At 46.6% G+C, this 16,682-nt stretch carries 14 protein-coding genes; 4 read left to right on the plus strand and 10 right to left on the minus strand.

Annotated features, from left to right (window positions below):
* Window positions 1–91 precede the first annotated feature (91 nt).
* The 3 genes from NWE73_RS11285 to NWE73_RS11295 all read right to left on the minus strand — a co-directional run bounded on the left by NWE73_RS11285 (window position 92) and on the right by NWE73_RS11295 (window position 3,130).
* Window positions 92–466 (minus strand): hypothetical protein, encoded by a 375-nt coding sequence (locus tag NWE73_RS11285; RefSeq protein ID WP_277578429.1) that lies wholly within the window; start codon window positions 464–466, stop codon window positions 92–94.
* Window positions 467–533: 67 nt separating this feature from the next.
* Complete coding sequence (locus tag NWE73_RS11290) at window positions 534–1,406, minus strand: NAD-dependent epimerase/dehydratase family protein (protein WP_277578430.1); 873 nt, start codon at window positions 1,404–1,406, stop codon at window positions 534–536.
* A gap of 128 nt (window positions 1,407–1,534) precedes the next feature.
* Window positions 1,535–3,130: an FAD-dependent oxidoreductase gene (locus NWE73_RS11295; protein WP_277578431.1), complete on the minus strand. Its 1,596-nt coding sequence runs from the start codon at window positions 3,128–3,130 to the stop codon at window positions 1,535–1,537.
* 164 nt (window positions 3,131–3,294) lie between these two features.
* Between NWE73_RS11295 and NWE73_RS11300 the strand changes: the two genes are divergently transcribed.
* Window positions 3,295–3,930 (plus strand): type 1 glutamine amidotransferase domain-containing protein, encoded by a 636-nt coding sequence (locus tag NWE73_RS11300; RefSeq protein WP_277578432.1) that lies wholly within the window; start codon window positions 3,295–3,297, stop codon window positions 3,928–3,930.
* A gap of 173 nt (window positions 3,931–4,103) precedes the next feature.
* Here the strand turns inward: NWE73_RS11300 and NWE73_RS11305 are convergent, their stop codons facing one another.
* Entirely contained in the window at window positions 4,104–4,937 is an 834-nt protein-coding gene (locus NWE73_RS11305) for a flagellin N-terminal helical domain-containing protein (protein WP_277578433.1), read from the minus strand.
* A 215-nt stretch (window positions 4,938–5,152) separates the two neighbouring features.
* Window positions 5,153–5,281: a hypothetical protein gene (locus NWE73_RS11310; RefSeq protein ID WP_277578434.1), complete on the minus strand. Its 129-nt coding sequence runs from the start codon at window positions 5,279–5,281 to the stop codon at window positions 5,153–5,155.
* A 134-nt stretch (window positions 5,282–5,415) separates the two neighbouring features.
* On the opposite strand from NWE73_RS11310, the gene NWE73_RS11315 reads away from it, so the two are divergent.
* Complete coding sequence (locus NWE73_RS11315) at window positions 5,416–6,054, plus strand: transposase (protein WP_277578435.1); 639 nt, start codon at window positions 5,416–5,418, stop codon at window positions 6,052–6,054.
* Window positions 6,055–6,319: 265 nt separating this feature from the next.
* On the opposite strand, the gene NWE73_RS11320 is transcribed toward NWE73_RS11315, so the two are convergent.
* The gene (locus NWE73_RS11320) at window positions 6,320–7,147 is read right to left on the minus strand and encodes a flagellin N-terminal helical domain-containing protein (RefSeq protein WP_277578436.1); all 828 of its coding nucleotides are present in this window, start codon (window positions 7,145–7,147) and stop codon (window positions 6,320–6,322) included.
* A gap of 549 nt (window positions 7,148–7,696) precedes the next feature.
* A complete protein-coding gene (locus tag NWE73_RS11325) occupies window positions 7,697–8,461 on the minus strand; it encodes a 3D domain-containing protein (protein ID WP_277578437.1) in 765 nt (254 codons plus the stop codon).
* Window positions 8,462–8,731: 270 nt separating this feature from the next.
* Here NWE73_RS11325 and NWE73_RS11330 point away from each other — a divergent pair, with 270 nt between their 5' ends.
* A complete protein-coding gene (locus tag NWE73_RS11330) occupies window positions 8,732–11,443 on the plus strand; it encodes an ATP-binding protein (RefSeq protein ID WP_277578438.1) in 2,712 nt (903 codons plus the stop codon).
* A 77-nt stretch (window positions 11,444–11,520) separates the two neighbouring features.
* Window positions 11,521–13,560 (plus strand): response regulator, encoded by a 2,040-nt coding sequence (locus NWE73_RS11335; protein WP_277578439.1) that lies wholly within the window; start codon window positions 11,521–11,523, stop codon window positions 13,558–13,560.
* Here the strand turns inward: NWE73_RS11335 and NWE73_RS11340 are convergent.
* From NWE73_RS11340 to NWE73_RS11350, 3 genes are read right to left on the minus strand one after another with little or no spacing between them, the layout of a single operon-like run.
* On the minus strand, window positions 13,557–14,207 hold the full coding sequence (locus NWE73_RS11340; protein ID WP_277578440.1) for an ATP-binding cassette domain-containing protein: 651 nt from the start codon (window positions 14,205–14,207) through the stop codon (window positions 13,557–13,559). The genes NWE73_RS11335 and NWE73_RS11340 overlap by 4 nt on opposite strands.
* Window positions 14,179–15,642, minus strand: coding sequence for an ABC transporter permease (locus NWE73_RS11345; RefSeq protein WP_277578441.1), 1,464 nt, complete (start codon window positions 15,640–15,642; stop codon window positions 14,179–14,181). Before NWE73_RS11345 ends, NWE73_RS11340 begins: the two co-directional genes overlap by 29 nt.
* Complete coding sequence (locus tag NWE73_RS11350) at window positions 15,639–16,679, minus strand: thiamine ABC transporter substrate-binding protein (protein ID WP_277578442.1); 1,041 nt, start codon at window positions 16,677–16,679, stop codon at window positions 15,639–15,641. The genes NWE73_RS11345 and NWE73_RS11350 overlap by 4 nt, the downstream gene beginning before the upstream one ends.
* Window positions 16,680–16,682 lie beyond the last annotated feature (3 nt).

Genomic DNA, 16,682 nt, shown 5'->3' on the forward strand with positions numbered 1-16,682 from the left:
GGACGTATATATAGGAAGCAAATGCTTCTCTTAAAAACTTAAATTGCACCAGAGATATTCCACTAGCCTATTTTCTCACAAAAAATACCAGCTAGGCGGCCCGTTTCAAAAGCTGTCCTCGAGGAGAGCTGTCTGAGGGCAAGGTCCACAATTCGGCTTCAGGAATTTTGCGAATCAAAGTTCCCAGATTATCTTTCACCAATACAAAGCGCGCACCTTTTTCGTTGAAATCAAGTTCCACTGTCCAGCGGTGCTCTTTAAAAGAAGGAAGAGCACGAAGATGCTCCATCGCTTTTTCCAATTGCTCCTCAGTCATCGGCGGTTTTTCCTGCTGATTCTGACTGTAAGCCTCTTGTCCGTTACCATCGCGATCATGTGTGGAGTCGGATTGAATAGCACGGCCCGCGCGATCAATCGATCTCACTTCTGACGGCTGAATGCTGGGAATCAATCCTTTGATATTCATAACAGAATACTTATCGGCATTTCTGCCCATCACTTGAGCACACCTGTCTTAAGTCGAGATTTCAACGCTAAACTTCTTTGTCTAACTGATTAATTAGCGGCTGCAACCACTGCGCAATCGGTTCAGCATGAAACCCTTCTCTCGCAGCCTTCTCGACATTGACATACCAATCTTGTGAAATACCAAATGGGGACCAGTCTTTTTCCGATGGCTCGTTCAGCAGGTTTGCCTTCATGCCAACCGTCTCTTCGATCATCTTAATGAGATCTTTCATTTGAATTGGATCTTGAGCGGCAAAATTATATGGACCTGATTTTTTATTCTTTAAGAGCCATAGCAAAGATTTTGCGGCGTCCGCTGAGGTTATAAACGAAAAATGTGCATCGAGATTTGGATAGTAGATCGGCGTCCCTTGCTTCACGCGAATGATTTGCTCGTGCAACCTGCGAGTGTAATCATCCTCACCCAATACCACCGGAAATCTGGCAAAGCCAGCCCGGAAGGGAGCTCGAGTTGCCAAAACAGATTCAGCCGCTCTTTTTCCTTCGCCGTATTCTTCCATGGGGTTTGTCGGCACTCTGGCTTGATAAGCCCTTGGGTCTACAGCCTCTTCTTTCAAGTCAGCCCCGAAATCATAGACGGACACAGTCGATGTCATCAGGTAGTAGTCAGTTTTTCCTTTGAAAATTTGAATTGCGTCTTCAGCCTGTTGAGAAGTCATGCAGATTTGATCGACAACCGCATCGAATTGCAGGTCGCCAATGGACCGAATAACGGCCTGTTTGTCATTGCGATCTGCAATCAGACGATGGACCTTCGCTCCAAATCCATCCGCCATCAGACCGCGACTGAGTGTCCAAACCTCACTCCCCTCTTGCAACAGATTTTGAACTAGTCGCTTACCAAAATATCGCGTGCCACCCAAGACTAGAACTCTCATTCCCTGACTCCTTCATATATACAAATCAGTATGTCAGGAAATCCAGACTGAATTCCAGTGACGCTTGGAAAGTATCAAATTTTGCGCCCTATTGTCCACGCAAGGGATATCTATTCAAGCTTCAGATCCTACCGACTGCCTCGATAGAATGTGTCGAAGTCTGAGTCTTTCTTTCGTGGAGAAATGCCAGGAGTTTTCTCCTCTTTCTGCACTGGCGTCAAATCGTGGATTGCAGGGCCATTCAACACCTCTCCCATTTTACTAAAGCGCGAACCGTGACATGGACAGTCCCAAGTTTGCTCCGCTCCATTCCATTTAACCACACCACCCATGTGCGGGCAGGTGGCAGACAGACGATGAAGATCCCCATCACTGTCTCGGAACACTGCCGTTTTTGTTAAGCCATCGGAAACAACACAGCCTTGCCCCGGAAGTAAATCAGCTACATCCTTTTCATCTCGATAGATCCAATCCACATATTGAATTCCTGACTGAGCGTTGTCCTTCATGAAATGTCCAAGACTTCGCCAATTGAAGCGACTTGGGTCATAGACCGACTCCCAGCGATGGTTTTCGCCTTTGATTAAAGATGTTAAAAGGAGTGATGCAATTGCCCCATGCGTGATCCCTTGCCCCGAGTCCCCGGTTACAATGTAAACGTTTTTCTCTCCAGGATTTCTGCCGATATACGCAAGCCCATCCATAGGTTCTACGATCTGCCCTGACCAGTTGTAGACTACTTCCAAATCGGAAATTCCCAGGCGCTTCTGTGCCCAATCGCGAAGTTTTTGGAAGATCAACTCAGGATGCTCTTCTTGTCCAACGCGATGATCCTCCCCGCCTACAATCAGAACATCGAAGTCCCGCTCAGGCGCGGAATCAATGCGGATGTAGTGATAAGGGGTGCCCGTATCCCAATACAAAGCAGACGGAACACTGCCCCGGGGGATCTTCATTCCCACCACATAGGTTCGGAACGCGGCTTCCTTCAAATGAACGGACATCAGATTATTGATCGGAACGTTGGTCGCGACTACCACATGATCCGCAGAGACTCTGTAACCATGAACTGTCTCGGCAAAGGGATTCTTTCCATCTTGAACGAATTCCACTCTTGTCCGTGTATAGATTTGCCCGCCCATAGCCCGAATGCGCTCACACAATCCGTTAATAAATTTCAGAGGATGAAACTGCGCCTGATGAGCAAATCTCAAACAGGTCCCAGTGTCAAAGAACGCCTTCAGAGGTTGAGTCAGAAGCTGAACATCCACGACCCCGCAATCCTGCGCCGCCTTCATCTCATCCTGTAAATAAACGCGGTCATGCTCGGGCGCCAGAAATAGATAACCTTCAAGCCGGCGAAAATCACAATCGATCTTCTCGTCGTGAATAATTCGCTCAATGGTATCAATGGCCTCCATATGACTTTGATAAGCCAAACGTGCCCGGTCCAAGCCATTCTTTTTTAATATCTCTTTGAAATGATCATCAAATACATCTGAGAGATGTGCACTCGACAAAGCTGTTTCTCCATAACCAAGATCATCTTTTTCTAAGATGACTACTTTGAATTCGTTCTTCAAAAGTTGATAGGCCGTTAGCAAACCGGATATGCCTGCTCCGACGATACAAACATCTGTCGTCAAGGAACGATTCAGCATCGGCATGTCTGACAAAATCACATCTTCCTGCCACAAGGATAAATTATTTTGATGAAAGTGCATAAATCCTCCCCGATTTTTTATTTTCAGAGCAGCTTGATGACGGCACAAGAGGAAAGCCGAAGCCTGAGTTCTTACAATGGAAAACCTGTCATTGCTCAATTCCTTCGGTGGAATTTGCGCACCTTCGTTTCCTGTCTGAAGATCTAATCAGTCATGGAGGTTCTATGAAGAAATCTTTAGAGGGAAAAAGAGTTGCGATTCTTGCGGCGGACGGCTTCGAGCAATCGGAGCTCTTTGAACCAAGAAAAGCCTTAGAAGAAGCTGGAGCAAAGGTCGATATTATTTCTTTAAAGTCTGGAACCATTAAGGGTTGGGAGAAAAAGAACTGGGGCGACACAATCCTGGTCGATGCAACTGTCGAATCCGCGCACGCTGATGATTATGATGCTTTGCTGTTACCTGGTGGAGTTATGAGTCCCGACAAACTTCGCGGTAATGAATCAGCGGTTCATTTTGTTCAGGATTTTGTAGACTCCGGCAAACCGATTGCAGCAATTTGCCATGGCCCGCAGACTCTGATTGAAACCGGAGCGCTTCGAGGTCGCAACATGACGAGCTATAGTTCATTAAGGACTGATATGATTAATGCGGGAGCAAACTGGTCGGATGCAGAAGTGGTCGTGGATAATGGTCTGGTGACAAGTCGCATGCCCAGCGATATTCCGGCATTCAACAAAAAGATGATCGAAATATTTGCAGAAGGTCCGCATGATATTTCGCTGTTCGGTTCTTATTCTGCCAAGAAAACTGAGGCTGCAAAACAACCGAATGATCGTTGGCGACAAGAGACTGGAACTTAGACTTCACAAAAAACAAAAAGGACAGAAGTTTCGCTGCTGCCCACACCTTAAGTACCCCAGGAGACCTGTCTACGCTTTGAAAATTTCAAAACAAGCCTAGATTTCCTGGGTAGGTTGGTACCGAGAGGACACGGAGGCGTCCTCTCAGATCAAACTTTATTTTCTATTCTAAATTAACCGATCAATTTCAATGCCGCTTGTGGCATTTGATTCGCTTGCGCAAGAACACTCGTGTTAGCTTGCAACAACACTGTGTTACGAGCTGACTCAGCAGACGCTGCTGCGACGTCAGTATCACGGATACGTGAGTTCGCTGCAGAGATGTTCTCGTTTTGTACACCCAAGTTATCCACTGTAGATGTCAAACGATTTTGAAGGGCACCGAGACCAGCGCGGAAACCATTCACTTGCGTTTGCGCTTTATCGATCATTTCTAGCGCATCTTGTGCACCGGCTTTAGACGAGAAGTCGAAACCAGCGATACCCAAGTTGTCGATAGATGCATTTGTTTCAGATGCGTTATAAGTGATTCTATCCGCTTCGTTATCGTTACCGATACCAACTTGGAAATCGAATTTATCACCAGAACCATCGATCAGTTTCGCATTACCGAAACGAGTTGTTTGTGTAATACGTTGTGATTCTGCTTTAAGTTGTTGAACCTCTTTATTCAAGAAACCGCGCTCTGTATCACCGATCGTGTCAGAAGAAGCTTGGATACCCAGTTCTCTCATACGAGTGAGGATGTTGGACACTTCATTCAAACCGCCCTCAGCTGTTTGAACCATCGAGATACCATCGTTCGCATTTCGTTGAGCTTGACCTAGAGATCTGATTTGGGATTTCATTCCCTCACTGATCGCCAAGCCGGCAGCGTCGTCAGCTGCTTTGTTGATGCGTGAACCAGAAGCCAATTGCTCCATTGATTTACCGATTGAACGTTGTGATTGCACCAAAGTTCTTTGTGCGTTCACTGCTGAAATATTTGTTGATACTCTCATTCCCATTTGGGACCCCCATTATTAGCGGCAAGCCTTATACCTACTTAGACTCACCTGTTGTACACGTTGTGACTTCACTTTCGTCTGGGCTCTCTAGTAGCGATCCTTATCGGGCAGTCACACCTTTTAAGTCTCTCGAGCGCTTTCGACTTCAGATCCATCGTTGCTTCTGACATACCTTTCGGCGAGGTCCGTGAAGGCTTTAGTCTCGTCCTGCAGAACTAGACCAACATCCTGGATTTTCCAGACCATAGTCCTGAAAACCAGCCCATCTTCCAGCAAATTCCCAGACCAAAGCCCAGCCCAAGACCATCCGCCATCAGACCAAAACCCAAAAGGGTGCCTGCCATCTTCTCGGAAAAGGTGCCTGCCATCTTTTTGGGCCTACAACGCGTTAATTTCCGGCGAATGCGGATATCAATGGGTGCACGGGCAAAACCTTTGCACTTATAGATTTCTCTGGAATTTGCTGGGTTGAGTGAACATGCCTAGAACAAAGTTTGTTAGACAGTCCGAACTTCCATATCACGTCACTGCAAGATGCATTAACAAAGAGTGGTTCGCCATAGAGATGCCCGTGATCTGGGAGATCATGACGCGAAATCTATATTTTCTTTCTCATGCCTTCAACTTGCGCATTCATGCATTCATCTTAATGAGCAATCACTTTCATATGATTGTACGAACGCCGAACGAAAATCTTAGTGAAGCTATGGGATTTTTTATGACTCAAACAAGTAAGGAGATCGCGAAGGTAAGTAAGAGAATCAACCATGCCTACGGCGGGAGATATCACCGAACAATGATTTCATCTCCACTCTACTATTTACATGCATATAAATATTTGTATCGAAATCCGGTCACTGCCGGCATTTGCGAGAAGGTCGAAGATTATCCCTATAGCTCATTGAAAGGGCTTATCGGGGAAACATGGCTTGAAGTTCCGGTAACCGAGGATGAGCATTGGGGGAATCTTGCAGATAGGGAGGAAACTTTGGCTTGGTTAAATTCGGCTCCACCGCCTGAACATTGGGAATTGGTGAGACTTGCCCTTCGGAAGAAAGAGTTCATCCTGGCGAAAGTTAACAAGAAACCTTCAACCCTTGAGACTAACGCGTTGTAGACCCAAAAAGATGGCAGGCACCTTTTCCGAGAAGATGGCAGGCACTCTCGAAAAATCCCCAGGGGGCGGGTGCCCTCTGGGGTGGGCTTAACACGAGTAGTTTTGTGGGCGACTACTCATTGAGAGGGGTCTATCCCAAGATACCCTCTCGAAGCTTGTATAAAATGTGGTTTAATCGATTCTTCGCATCACTTCGGCGTTGCTGAGGTTTCAGCATGCCGAAGTTTGCTTTTTGCTTATATTCTCAGGACTTTTTTCTGAGAGATTAACCTACGAGTTTCATTGCTACGTTTGGCAACTGATTTGCCTGTGCGAGCACTGACACCGCCGTGTTTTGTAAGATATTGGCTGAGGCCATCTCTGAAGTTTCTTTTGCGATATCGGTGTCGCGGATTCGAGAATTCGCGGCCGATAGATTTTCATAAGACACGTCGAGATTGTTCACCGTTGATTCCAAGCGCGATTGAGTCGCACCGAAACCTGCGCGCATGGCGCTGACCTTTTCCAGGGCTTCGTCGACCGCTTTCAGCGAATCACGAGCATCCCCTTTATCTGCCATTGATATTCCGTTGATCCCCAGATTACTTGCCGAGGCATCCGCATCGTAAGTAACTTTAATCATATTATCATCACCGGCATTCGGTCCCACTTGGAACTGCAGCTCTCCGCCGGATCCATCGAGAAGTTTGCGGTTACCGAAAGTCGTTGTTTTGGCAATACGATCCGACTCTTGAAGAAGTTGTTGAGTCTCTTTGTCGAGGAAGCCGCGCTCTGTTTCACCGATGGTGTCAGATGCTGCTTGAACTCCGAGCTCTCTGAGGCGGACCAAGATGTTGGAGATCTCTGAAAGACCACCCTCACCCACTTGCGCAAATGAAATCGCATTGTTCGCATTACTACGCGCTTGCGAGATCCCTTTTAATTGTCCTTTGAAGTTTTCCGAGATTGCCAGACCTGCGGCATCGTCGGCGGCATGGACGATTCTACTACCAGAAGCGAGAGCCTGCGCAGAGTGCTCCGTTCTTTTTTGCTGAGTCGAGAGCACACGTTGTGCAGCGATCGAAGCAGTGTTCGTTGCGATTCTTAAGCCCATAGTAATCCTCCTTGGGATTTTTTGAGACCTAGTTCGCTGTTTTTCTAGGGAATCAGAGCAGATCTGCGGTCGCACCACTTACCTTCAGAAAACTCCGGTATCCAACAACGTCCTGGGGTCTACGTTTAAATTTTACTAACTCAAAAAAATTAAATTGTTGCCTGCAACTCCAGTGGGAGACTGGAGTGCAGACGGAGGCTGGAGCAGGTTCCTCGGGATGGTGGTGACTGACACCATCTTCGAGGAACATGTCCGGAGGGGGGTCTACTTAGACGAAGCCAGAGTAGAGGTCCTTTCGGATTGCGCCAACGTGTACGAGGATACTGTTCGGACCAAGGTCCAGAAAACTTTAGCCCTTGGTCTAGTTTTTTTTGAAGGGTTTTGCTTAGTGCCTGATTTTATTGAAATTTGGTTTTGAAAAAAATCGAGATGAAGGTCTAGGAGGACCCAGACGAAGGAATTGAAGGCGATATTTTATCCAGCAAAAGTAAGAACTCTTCGCCGACTTATGTTACGGAAAAATGTGAATTAAGAATTATTAGCCCGAAATTAGTTCACAGAAATGGAACCTTTGACGTCATCAGCTTCGGAAGTGGGCCCGCCCGGAGACACAATAATCACCTTCTTCAAACCAGGATAACCGCGGCGCTCACGCACCAATACCGCCTCGTCTTCTGTGGCCAAGCGAAACTCAAAGGCATTTGTTTTGTCACCAAAACCCAGCTGGGCCATGGTATTTTCTCTCGCCAAATGATTATAAAAACCTGTGAAAAAATCGAAGCGATTCGCCCCCGAAATACCACCACCCGCATCGCGAATAATCAAAAATCCATCATGCGTTTCGCCATCAGGCATAGCTGCGCCGACCAGACGAGGCACAAAGATCACGTCGCCCACTTTATAAATTTTCAAATCAGCCGCAACCGTAAAGTAAGGATCCAAGCAAGTATTGCGAACACCGTATCCATAAGGGCAGCGTTTTAAATCCACTTCAACAAAACGAGGAATCGTATCCGCGCCGCGAGCGTAATAGTTAAATGAGCGAAGGCGCTCCCCACTGACTGCCACAAAACACGACCCCTGCATCACGCAGTTATTGAAGTCTTTCAAACACATTGTAGCCAGAACTTTGTCTTGAGGTGACTTCATCTCCGTCATCTCGGAGCTCTCACACCTTACTTGGTCCGTGCGAATAGTCGGCTTGTAGTAGATTGTAGGATTCAGCATTCCCGCATCAGAGGCTTTGGAGGCGGCACAGGACACCAGTTGCAGCGCAAAGAAAATCAGCGTCAGTGCAGATCTAATTGTTTTCATTTGCGCCTCCCATCGACCCTATTAATAACAAACAATGGGGATAATTTCAGTGACGGCGTCAAAAAGACAAGGTCGACCTGCAATGGTTACCAGAGTGTAAAAACCTTGATCACTGCGGCAGTCCGAGGACAACGAAAATACCGCAGAGTTTCATTACAAGGTATTAAGAGCCCATGCACAATGGCCTGTTTTACCCCTCAATCGCAAGTACTCGTTGCCTCTCAGAGGGGCTGTAAGATATCAATAAAACTGCAGGAATACTCAATAAGCATGACTTTACGCCTCAGGATCTTTTTATTTAATCTCATCTCGGTCTTTCTTGCGACCTTCGTTGTTGCCATTATTGGCCTCAAGATCGTTGAATCGACCGTGGTTGATAGTACTTACGAGCGCTTAACTCAGATCCGTATTGCTAAAACCACTGCCATTGAAAACTACTTCCGTGACCTGCAAATGGCGATCAATCTTATTGCCTCTCACGAACTGACCGACGATCTTTTGGGTTCCAACAAACCAGATGGCCAACCGGAGTTCCGCCGCCTTCTCGACAACTATGTTTTGGATTTTAATATCTACGACATGGCCTTGATCAATCCGACGGGAAGAATACTCTACACCACCCGCAAAGACATTGAAGACGGCGTTTCCATTTACAAGGGAATCAATCCGGCAAGTAAACTGAAAGACCTCTTCACCTGGGCCAACAAAGCACAAGAGGGCTCCACCCTCTTTTTGGATTTCGACAAAGATATCATCAATCCGAAGATCACAACCGGGTTTGTCGCCTCACCTATTTACCGTCACGGAAAATTTCTTGGCGCTGTCGTTTTAAAAATTTCGATCTCAGAAATCGACCGCATCACCAGCGACAACTTTGCCTGGGCCACCCACGGCATGGGGCAAACCGGTGAGACCCTGATCTACGGCGAAGACTGGAGCTTGCGCAATACCGGTCGTTTCAGAGTTGAAAGTGGAATGAGCAATGGCTCTGAAAAAGAACCCGATGTCCTTTCCAGCAATCGTGGTGACGAAGATATCAAAAAAATTGAAAACCTCAGCGAGGTTCGCGAACTCGGAGTCGACTATCGCGGGCAAAAAGTCATTCGTTCGATCGGCAAGATCTATCTACCGAACGGAGAGCTTTGGTACATCCAAAGTAAAATTGATGAAAGCGAAGCATTTGCGGTTCTGGATCGCATCGCCATCGCTTCCAGCGCTGCTGCGGTCCTGATCTTTATCCTGTTCTTCTTCGCGACCTTCGCGGCCACGGGCAAAGTGGTTGAGCCGATCCAATTGCTGACAGATCGTCTTGAAAAACTGGGTACCAGCAATCTGACTCAGAAAATCAATTATCAATCGAAAGACGAAATTGGCTTGCTGGTCACTAAATACAATCAGCTTGCCGACCGCTTGGAAACCACGACAGTTTCCAAAGAGTTCCTGGACAGCGTCATCCAATCCATCAAAGCGTTCCTCTTCATCGTCAAAGTCAGCCACCATGACGATTGGAGACAAGCTTCGTATATGATTTCCCAGGCCAATGAAGCGGCCCTCAAGCTTCTGGGTCTGACTTCTCAGCAAGTGGCTAAAATCGATCTAAAGACATTGATCCATTCTCAAGAAGATTTCAGAAATTACACTTGGCTTCTACAAACCCGCCACAGTATTGAAGCTGAAATCGTCAATCACGAAGGTCATCGCGTCCCGATTTTGATGAATTGGGCGGCGTTACCAAACCGCACCAGCAAAGATTTGACCTTCGTTTTTGTCTGCACAGATATCACGGATCGCATCCAGGCCGAGAACGCCTTGATTGAAGCCCGCGAACAGGCGGTAAAAGCCTCGCAGGCAAAATCAGAATTCCTGGCTCGCATGAGTCATGAGATCAGAACTCCGCTGAATGCCATCATCGGTATTACGGATATTCTGGGAGAATCAGATTTGAAAGAGGATCAGGCTCAGCTCGTAAAAGTATGCGCCAATGCCGGTGAAAATCTTCTTTCTCTTATCAATGATATTTTGGATATTTCAAAAATTGAAGCGCGTGAAGTTCGACTTGAGAAAATTGCTTTTGACCTCGAAGCGACGACAAAAAATATTTGCGATATCCTAAAACAAAAAGCGAATGAGAAAAATCTCAACTTCTCGTTAAAAGTAAATCTGGGCAGTACGGCTTCTCACATGGTGATCGGTGATCCGACTCGCCTTCGTCAGATTCTTTTCAACCTTATCGGTAATGCGATCAAATTTACCCAAGTGGGAGAAATTTCCATCACCGTGGATTTTGAAAATGGTGACGGCAAATTTGTCCGTTTCGCCATTCATGATACCGGAACAGGCATCCCCGAAGACAAACAGCACTTGTTGTTTCAAAATTTCGTCCAAGCAGACAGTTCTATCACCCGCAAATTTGGCGGCAGCGGCTTAGGACTGACCATTTCCAAGAATCTCGTGGAACTGATGGGCGGCCGCATCTGGTTCACCAGCAAAGAGAACAAAGGAAGCACCTTCTTCTTCACGATTCCCTATGTGGCGACCGAAGCCGCTGAAGTGGCACGCATCTACGAAGCACCTCCGGAGCCGACAGTTTCCGAAAAAGAAATTGGCCGAAATGCACGCATCCTTGTGGTGGACGACACTGAAGACAATCGCTTTTTGCTCCTCACTTACCTTAAGAAATATCCGTTTGATGTCGTCCAGGCAGAAAATGGACAAATTGCCGTGGATCGAGCTACACAAGAAAATTTTGACCTTATCCTCATGGACATTCAAATGCCGGTGATGGATGGCTACGTCGCAACTCAAATGATTCGCGCATGGGAAAAGAAGCACAATAAGAAAAGCATTCCTATTATAGCGGTCAGCGCAAATGCGATGGCAGAAGATGTTCAAAAATCTTTGGAAGCTGGCTGCACTGAGCACCTCACAAAACCGGTTAAAAAAACGGCTTTGTTAGAAATGGTGCAACGTTATACGATCTAGTTTGCACTTTAATAAACCTCCACTTGTTGATACAAGACTGAGTTCTCGGTAGAATAAAGTAAACCTCGAGGATTTTAATGCTTACATTCTGGCGCAATTTATCTGTAGCAAAAAAACTCTATACGGTGGTTGGAGTTATGGCCTTTTTGGTCGCTCTGGAACTTCTCACTTTGTTGTTCGCAATGAGCACACTCTCAACTTTGCGAGCCTTCGCCAGTGGAGAAAGCACCTGGTCCAAAGCTCAAAAAAGCTCTATTCACAGTTTGCATCTTTATATCCTCACCCAAGATGAAAAATACTATCAGGCCTTCAAAAGCTATTTAATACCGGTGATGGGAGATCGAAGATCTCGCCAAGAGCTCATGAAGCCAAATTTTAATCGCGATGTGGTCGTCCAAGGGTTTCGCGAAGGGGGTGTTGCAGAGACTGACATCCCTCGTGTCATTACCTTGATAACACGCTTTCACAATGCACCTTACTTGCGCGATGCCATTCAATACTGGAACGAGTCTGACGCCAAGATCGACACACTCATTGCGAGCGCCGAGAAGGTTCGCGAAAAAGTCAATTCTGGCGGAATCTCTCGCCAGGAAGCTGACCGCTTTCTTGCAGAAACTTCCGAGATCAACAATCAGGCCACGGTGTTGGCGGAGGCTTTCTCGCGGGTCCTCGGCGAAGGCTCCCGCTGGCTAGAGAACATGTTAATGATGGGTTTATTTTTCGCGGTTCTCACCGTTGAATCCACTGGTTTAATCCTCACTATCGCGTTCAACAGAAATCTCAGCCGAAGCCTTGGTGAAATCAATCAAGCGGCCAAAAATCTCGGAGAAGGCAATCTTTCCACGTCCCCCCTGATTCCAGTCCGTTCCAACGATGAGCTGGGGCAACTGGCAATGACCTTAAATAAGATGAGTATGGATCTGGAAAAAAACATTGGCCAGCGCGTGCGCGCGGAAAATGCCAGCCAGGTGAAAACTTTATTCTTAGCCAACATGAGCCATGAGATCCGAACTCCTCTGGGGGTTATCATTGGCATGACCGAAATTATCAAAGACCCCAATCTTCCCGAGTCAGAGCGAATGAAGTACATCAAGATCATTGAAAGTACTGGCAAGAACCTCACGGGAATCATTAACGACATTCTCGACATCACCAAAGTGGAATCAGGTCATTTGCAAATTCAAAGAAGTAACTTCGATCTTGATGAATTACTTACTGAAGTTGCTGATATGATGAAGATGAAGGCCGATGAGCAGAGAAACCGCTTCGAAGTCATCAAAGATTCGAATCTGTCTGCCGAGGTTTTCACAGATCGAAACCGCCTTCAGCAGATTCTAATTAACCTGGTCAACAATGCGATCAAGTTCACTCAAGATGGCGTCGTGCAAGTTCGCTATGGCAAACAGAACAATTCAATCTACTTTGATGTTATTGATTCTGGCATTGGCATCCCTGAAGAATCAAAAAAGGACTTGTTCCAGGCCTTTGCCCAAATCGACTCTTCTACCACTCGAAAATATGAGGGGACTGGTTTGGGACTGGTTCTTTCGAAAAAAATCGCCCAGGCCATGAATGGGGATGTCATTCTTCTTTCCAGCACGCTGGGCAAGGGCTCGACGTTCCGAGTGGTTCTTTCCGCAGCTTCGAATGGCACTATTGAATCCACTTCTATGGCATCAAAAAGCGCGGCCGGCCTGCCCTCCGGTTTCGCCGGAGCAAGTACTCCATCAAATTCTGCCGATCAGAAGCAAATTGAAGGGAAAAGAATTCTGATCGTCGACGATTCCAGCGACAATCGCCTCCTGATCGAATTGTATCTCAAGAAAAAAGGCGTGATTTCTGACTTTGCAGACAATGGTGCCGTGGCTGTGGAAAAGGCCCTGGCAAATTCCTATGACATCATTCTGATGGATATGCAGATGCCCGTCATGGACGGCTATACAGCGACAAAAACTTTGCGAGAAAAAGGTTTTACAAAACCCATCATTGCATTGACCGCTCATGCCATGGCTGAGGATCGCAATCGCTGTCTGGAAGCGGGCTGCAACGACTATCTCACAAAACCAGTTGATTCCTTAAAACTGTACTCGACTGTGCATAGTTATGTTGTGAGTTAGCTCAGCCGCACTTCTTCAACGATCTTACCATTACGTATAGTGCTGACTTTATTCGCCAACATATCCACATCTTTTTGATCATGGGTCACCAGCAAAGTCGGAATTTTCTCCACTTCGATGACTTGTTTGAGCAAACGACGACTTTCCTCCCGCAGTTCCTGATCTAACGCCGAAAAGGGCTCATCCAGAAGCAACAAACGCGGCTCACCCATAATCGCCCGGGCAATAGCCACACGCTGTCTTTCACCACCTGAAAGAACGCTGGCGGGTCTTTCCAGAAAAGATTCCATTTTCAAGATCGATGCGAGCTCTTTAAGACGATTGCGAGATTTCTCTTCACTCACTTTGCGCGCGCGGGCGGCAAATAGGATGTTCTCTTTCGCGGTCATATGTGGGAAAAGATCCAAAGTTTGAAAGACCACTCCCAATTTTTTCTGTGGGGTCTTCAACTTCGCAAGGTCCACCCCTTGAAATGACCACTTCATAGAAGGGCAGGCTTCCAATCCCAAAAGAACTCTGAATACTGAAGTTTTCCCGGAGCCTGACGGCCCCCACAGAACGGTCACTCCCTCATCGAGAATTTCCCATTGAGGAATTTCAACTTTGAAGTCTCCATAATCACGGCGCAAATTTTCGACGTAGGACACGACTTCCCCCCACACAAGCGGCAAAACAAATTAAACCAGCAATAACAATTAATAAACTCAGCACGGTAGCCTGATTCAGGCGATAGCTCGACATCAAGGTCTCAGTCATCATTGCGATGCTCAAATCACGATGAGCTAGAATTCTTGAAACGGCAAAATCGCCGCAAGCCCATATCGATGCGATTCCCGCAAGAATCCCGGCACGGGCGGACAACTGTGGAAAAAGAATTTCCTTAAAGATCTGCTTCGAAGAGGCCCCCATGGAGTAAGCCACAGTCATTTGCGATTGCAAAGAATGAAGCTCTCCATCCCAGCCCATACGGAACAATCCATTCAGACTTAAAATTGTCAGGGCAATGGGGATTTTGAAAAACGGAAAAAGACCCTCATTCGGTCCCAAAATTAAAAGCGCAAAGCAAGCCAAAGACGTCGAAGGTGCAACATAGCCATTCAAAAACTTTTCAAACCACTGTTTGGGCCACAGGAAGGCAATCAGCATTAAGCCTCCATAACAAAGAGCCCCCACACTCAAACCCACCAATAGACTTCCGAGGAAGTTCCAAAGGATTGCCGACTGCACATCATAGAAAGTCGAAATCATTCCAAGACCCGCGATAAAGCCCTGCACATAACCCAGCAAATACAAAAGCGAGATGCCGATGATAATTGCCATCCCTGTCGGCATTCGAATGAGATTTAGATTGGCCACCCGAGTCCGATTTGTCCCTTTGCCTTTTCCCGCCACATAGGACAGCAGAAAAATAAAACTCGATTGCAAGAAAGCTAAGAATACGGCATCTCCCCAATCACTGGACAGGCGGATCTTTTCGTAAATCAAAACTTCTACGGTGGTTCCCTTCCCGCCTCCGACTATCAGAGGAACTGAGAAGCTTCCAAAGCACACCACAAAAATAAACAGCGCCAAAAGCCAAAGATCTTTTTTAATCATTGGCAAAAGTCCCTTGAACAAGAAGGTTGAGCGAGAGGCTCCTTCGACATAAGCCAATTCAACGACACCACCCACTTTATTTTCAATCAACCCGGCCAACAATACGGCGACCAGGCCGAAATTCATAATCGTGTGAATGATAACGATCCCCGCAATTCCCATCGGAAAGGGATCAATAACATTTAGGGTGGCCAAAAGAATGAAAATCGGAGGCAGAAAATTCGGCAGCAAACACAGGATCTCAAGAATCATGCGCCAGTGGCGACGATTGTGGTTGGTAAAACTCAACAACCCCAGAGCCGCCCAAAAGCCAAATATCATGGAAACCAAGGCCGAGAAGAAAGCCTGCAAGAGACTGTTTTTAAATGCCCAGCGCAGTTCTCCCCAGTCCGGCATCCCATGGAAACGAAATTGCGTAACCAGGAAAATGAAAGGAAACAGCAAAAACAGAACTAAGCCAATGCGAAGAAGATTTCGGCTATTCAATTGAGCTCGCCTCGGCGAATTTCCGTCCAACGCTTCAACAGACGATCTACTTCTGTCGTTGAAAGGATCTCAAACTTGTCCATTGTTTTCATCGGTGGAAGATTCGCAAATACTGAATTCTCGCGAACGCCTTTCATGACCGGCAACATATAGTTCTTTTCCATGATGATCTTTTGACCTTCATTGGAAAGCATCAGATTCACAAACTGTTCAGCCAAGTCACAGTGACGACAAAATTCAGGAATCCCCACAAATTCAAACTGCACCGGCAACGGTTCAGTGAATGAGATCGCGAAGTAGTCTTTCTTTTTCTCCTCAATTTCATGATACAGCGGCGAAGTCACATACGAGTAAGCAATCTTGGCTTGCTTGTTGGTGAAAAGACCATAAGCCGTCGACCAGGTTGGTGAAAAGCTGTGGACTTGCCCCATCATTTTCTCTAAGAACTTAAAGCCTTCTTCTTCACCTTTAGAACGCACGACCCAGTAAAGGAACTGCATGCCCGGCGAACTGGTCCGTGGATCTTGAAGGGCAATTTTTTTACTCAATTCAGAAGAAAGCAAATCGTCCAAAGTAACTGGCACATGATTCAGCTCGCCTCGACGGGCCACAAAGGTCAAAGCTCCCCAGTCATAGGGAACAAAGAAGTTGTTTGAAAGGGCGGGCTTCACGGTTTCATAAACATCAAGCTTGCCAAGACTGAGGCTGCGCCATTTTTGTTCATCCATGGCCTTGGAAAGATCGAATTGATCCAAGCCGACAACGAGATCCGCCCCCAGGCTTTCACCTTCAATGCGCAGTCTTTGCAAAAGAATTCCAGAGTCACTGCCTTCAATGAACTCCACTTTGCATTTACAATTTTTCTCAAAGGCTTCTTTTAACAAAGGCCCCGGTCCCCAGCGACCGGTAAAAGAAGAATATCCAAAGACACGCAAAGTCGGCTGTCCGCCAATAACTTTGCCTTGTTCTGTTCTATTTAAAACCGCAAGAAAAAGACCCAAGAAGATCACTGCGATGAAAAGTATAAAATGTCTCATAGA

The organism is Bdellovibrio svalbardensis, assembly GCF_029531655.1.
Taxonomy (GTDB): Bacteria; Bdellovibrionota; Bdellovibrionia; order Bdellovibrionales; family Bdellovibrionaceae; genus Bdellovibrio; species Bdellovibrio svalbardensis.

What these genes read in the sequence shown, in the direction of transcription:
- NWE73_RS11285 (WP_277578429.1), bottom strand. Translation starts at nt 466, where the DNA reads ATGAATATCAAAGGATTGATTCCCAGCATTCAGCCGTCAGAAGTGAGA.
- NWE73_RS11290 (WP_277578430.1), bottom strand. Translation starts at nt 1,406, where the DNA reads ATGAGAGTTCTAGTCTTGGGTGGCACGCGATATTTTGGTAAGCGACTA.
- NWE73_RS11295 (WP_277578431.1), bottom strand. Translation starts at nt 3,130, where the DNA reads ATGCACTTTCATCAAAATAATTTATCCTTGTGGCAGGAAGATGTGATT.
- NWE73_RS11300 (WP_277578432.1), top strand. Translation starts at nt 3,295, where the DNA reads ATGAAGAAATCTTTAGAGGGAAAAAGAGTTGCGATTCTTGCGGCGGAC.
- NWE73_RS11305 (WP_277578433.1), bottom strand. Translation starts at nt 4,937, where the DNA reads ATGGGAATGAGAGTATCAACAAATATTTCAGCAGTGAACGCACAAAGA.
- NWE73_RS11310 (WP_277578434.1), bottom strand. Translation starts at nt 5,281, where the DNA reads ATGGCAGGCACCCTTTTGGGTTTTGGTCTGATGGCGGATGGTCTTGGG.
- NWE73_RS11315 (WP_277578435.1), top strand. Translation starts at nt 5,416, where the DNA reads ATGCCTAGAACAAAGTTTGTTAGACAGTCCGAACTTCCATATCACGTC.
- NWE73_RS11320 (WP_277578436.1), bottom strand. Translation starts at nt 7,147, where the DNA reads ATGGGCTTAAGAATCGCAACGAACACTGCTTCGATCGCTGCACAACGT.
- NWE73_RS11325 (WP_277578437.1), bottom strand. Translation starts at nt 8,461, where the DNA reads ATGAAAACAATTAGATCTGCACTGACGCTGATTTTCTTTGCGCTGCAA.
- NWE73_RS11330 (WP_277578438.1), top strand. Translation starts at nt 8,732, where the DNA reads ATGACTTTACGCCTCAGGATCTTTTTATTTAATCTCATCTCGGTCTTT.
- NWE73_RS11335 (WP_277578439.1), top strand. Translation starts at nt 11,521, where the DNA reads ATGCTTACATTCTGGCGCAATTTATCTGTAGCAAAAAAACTCTATACG.
- NWE73_RS11350 (WP_277578442.1), bottom strand. Translation starts at nt 16,679, where the DNA reads ATGAGACATTTTATACTTTTCATCGCAGTGATCTTCTTGGGTCTTTTT.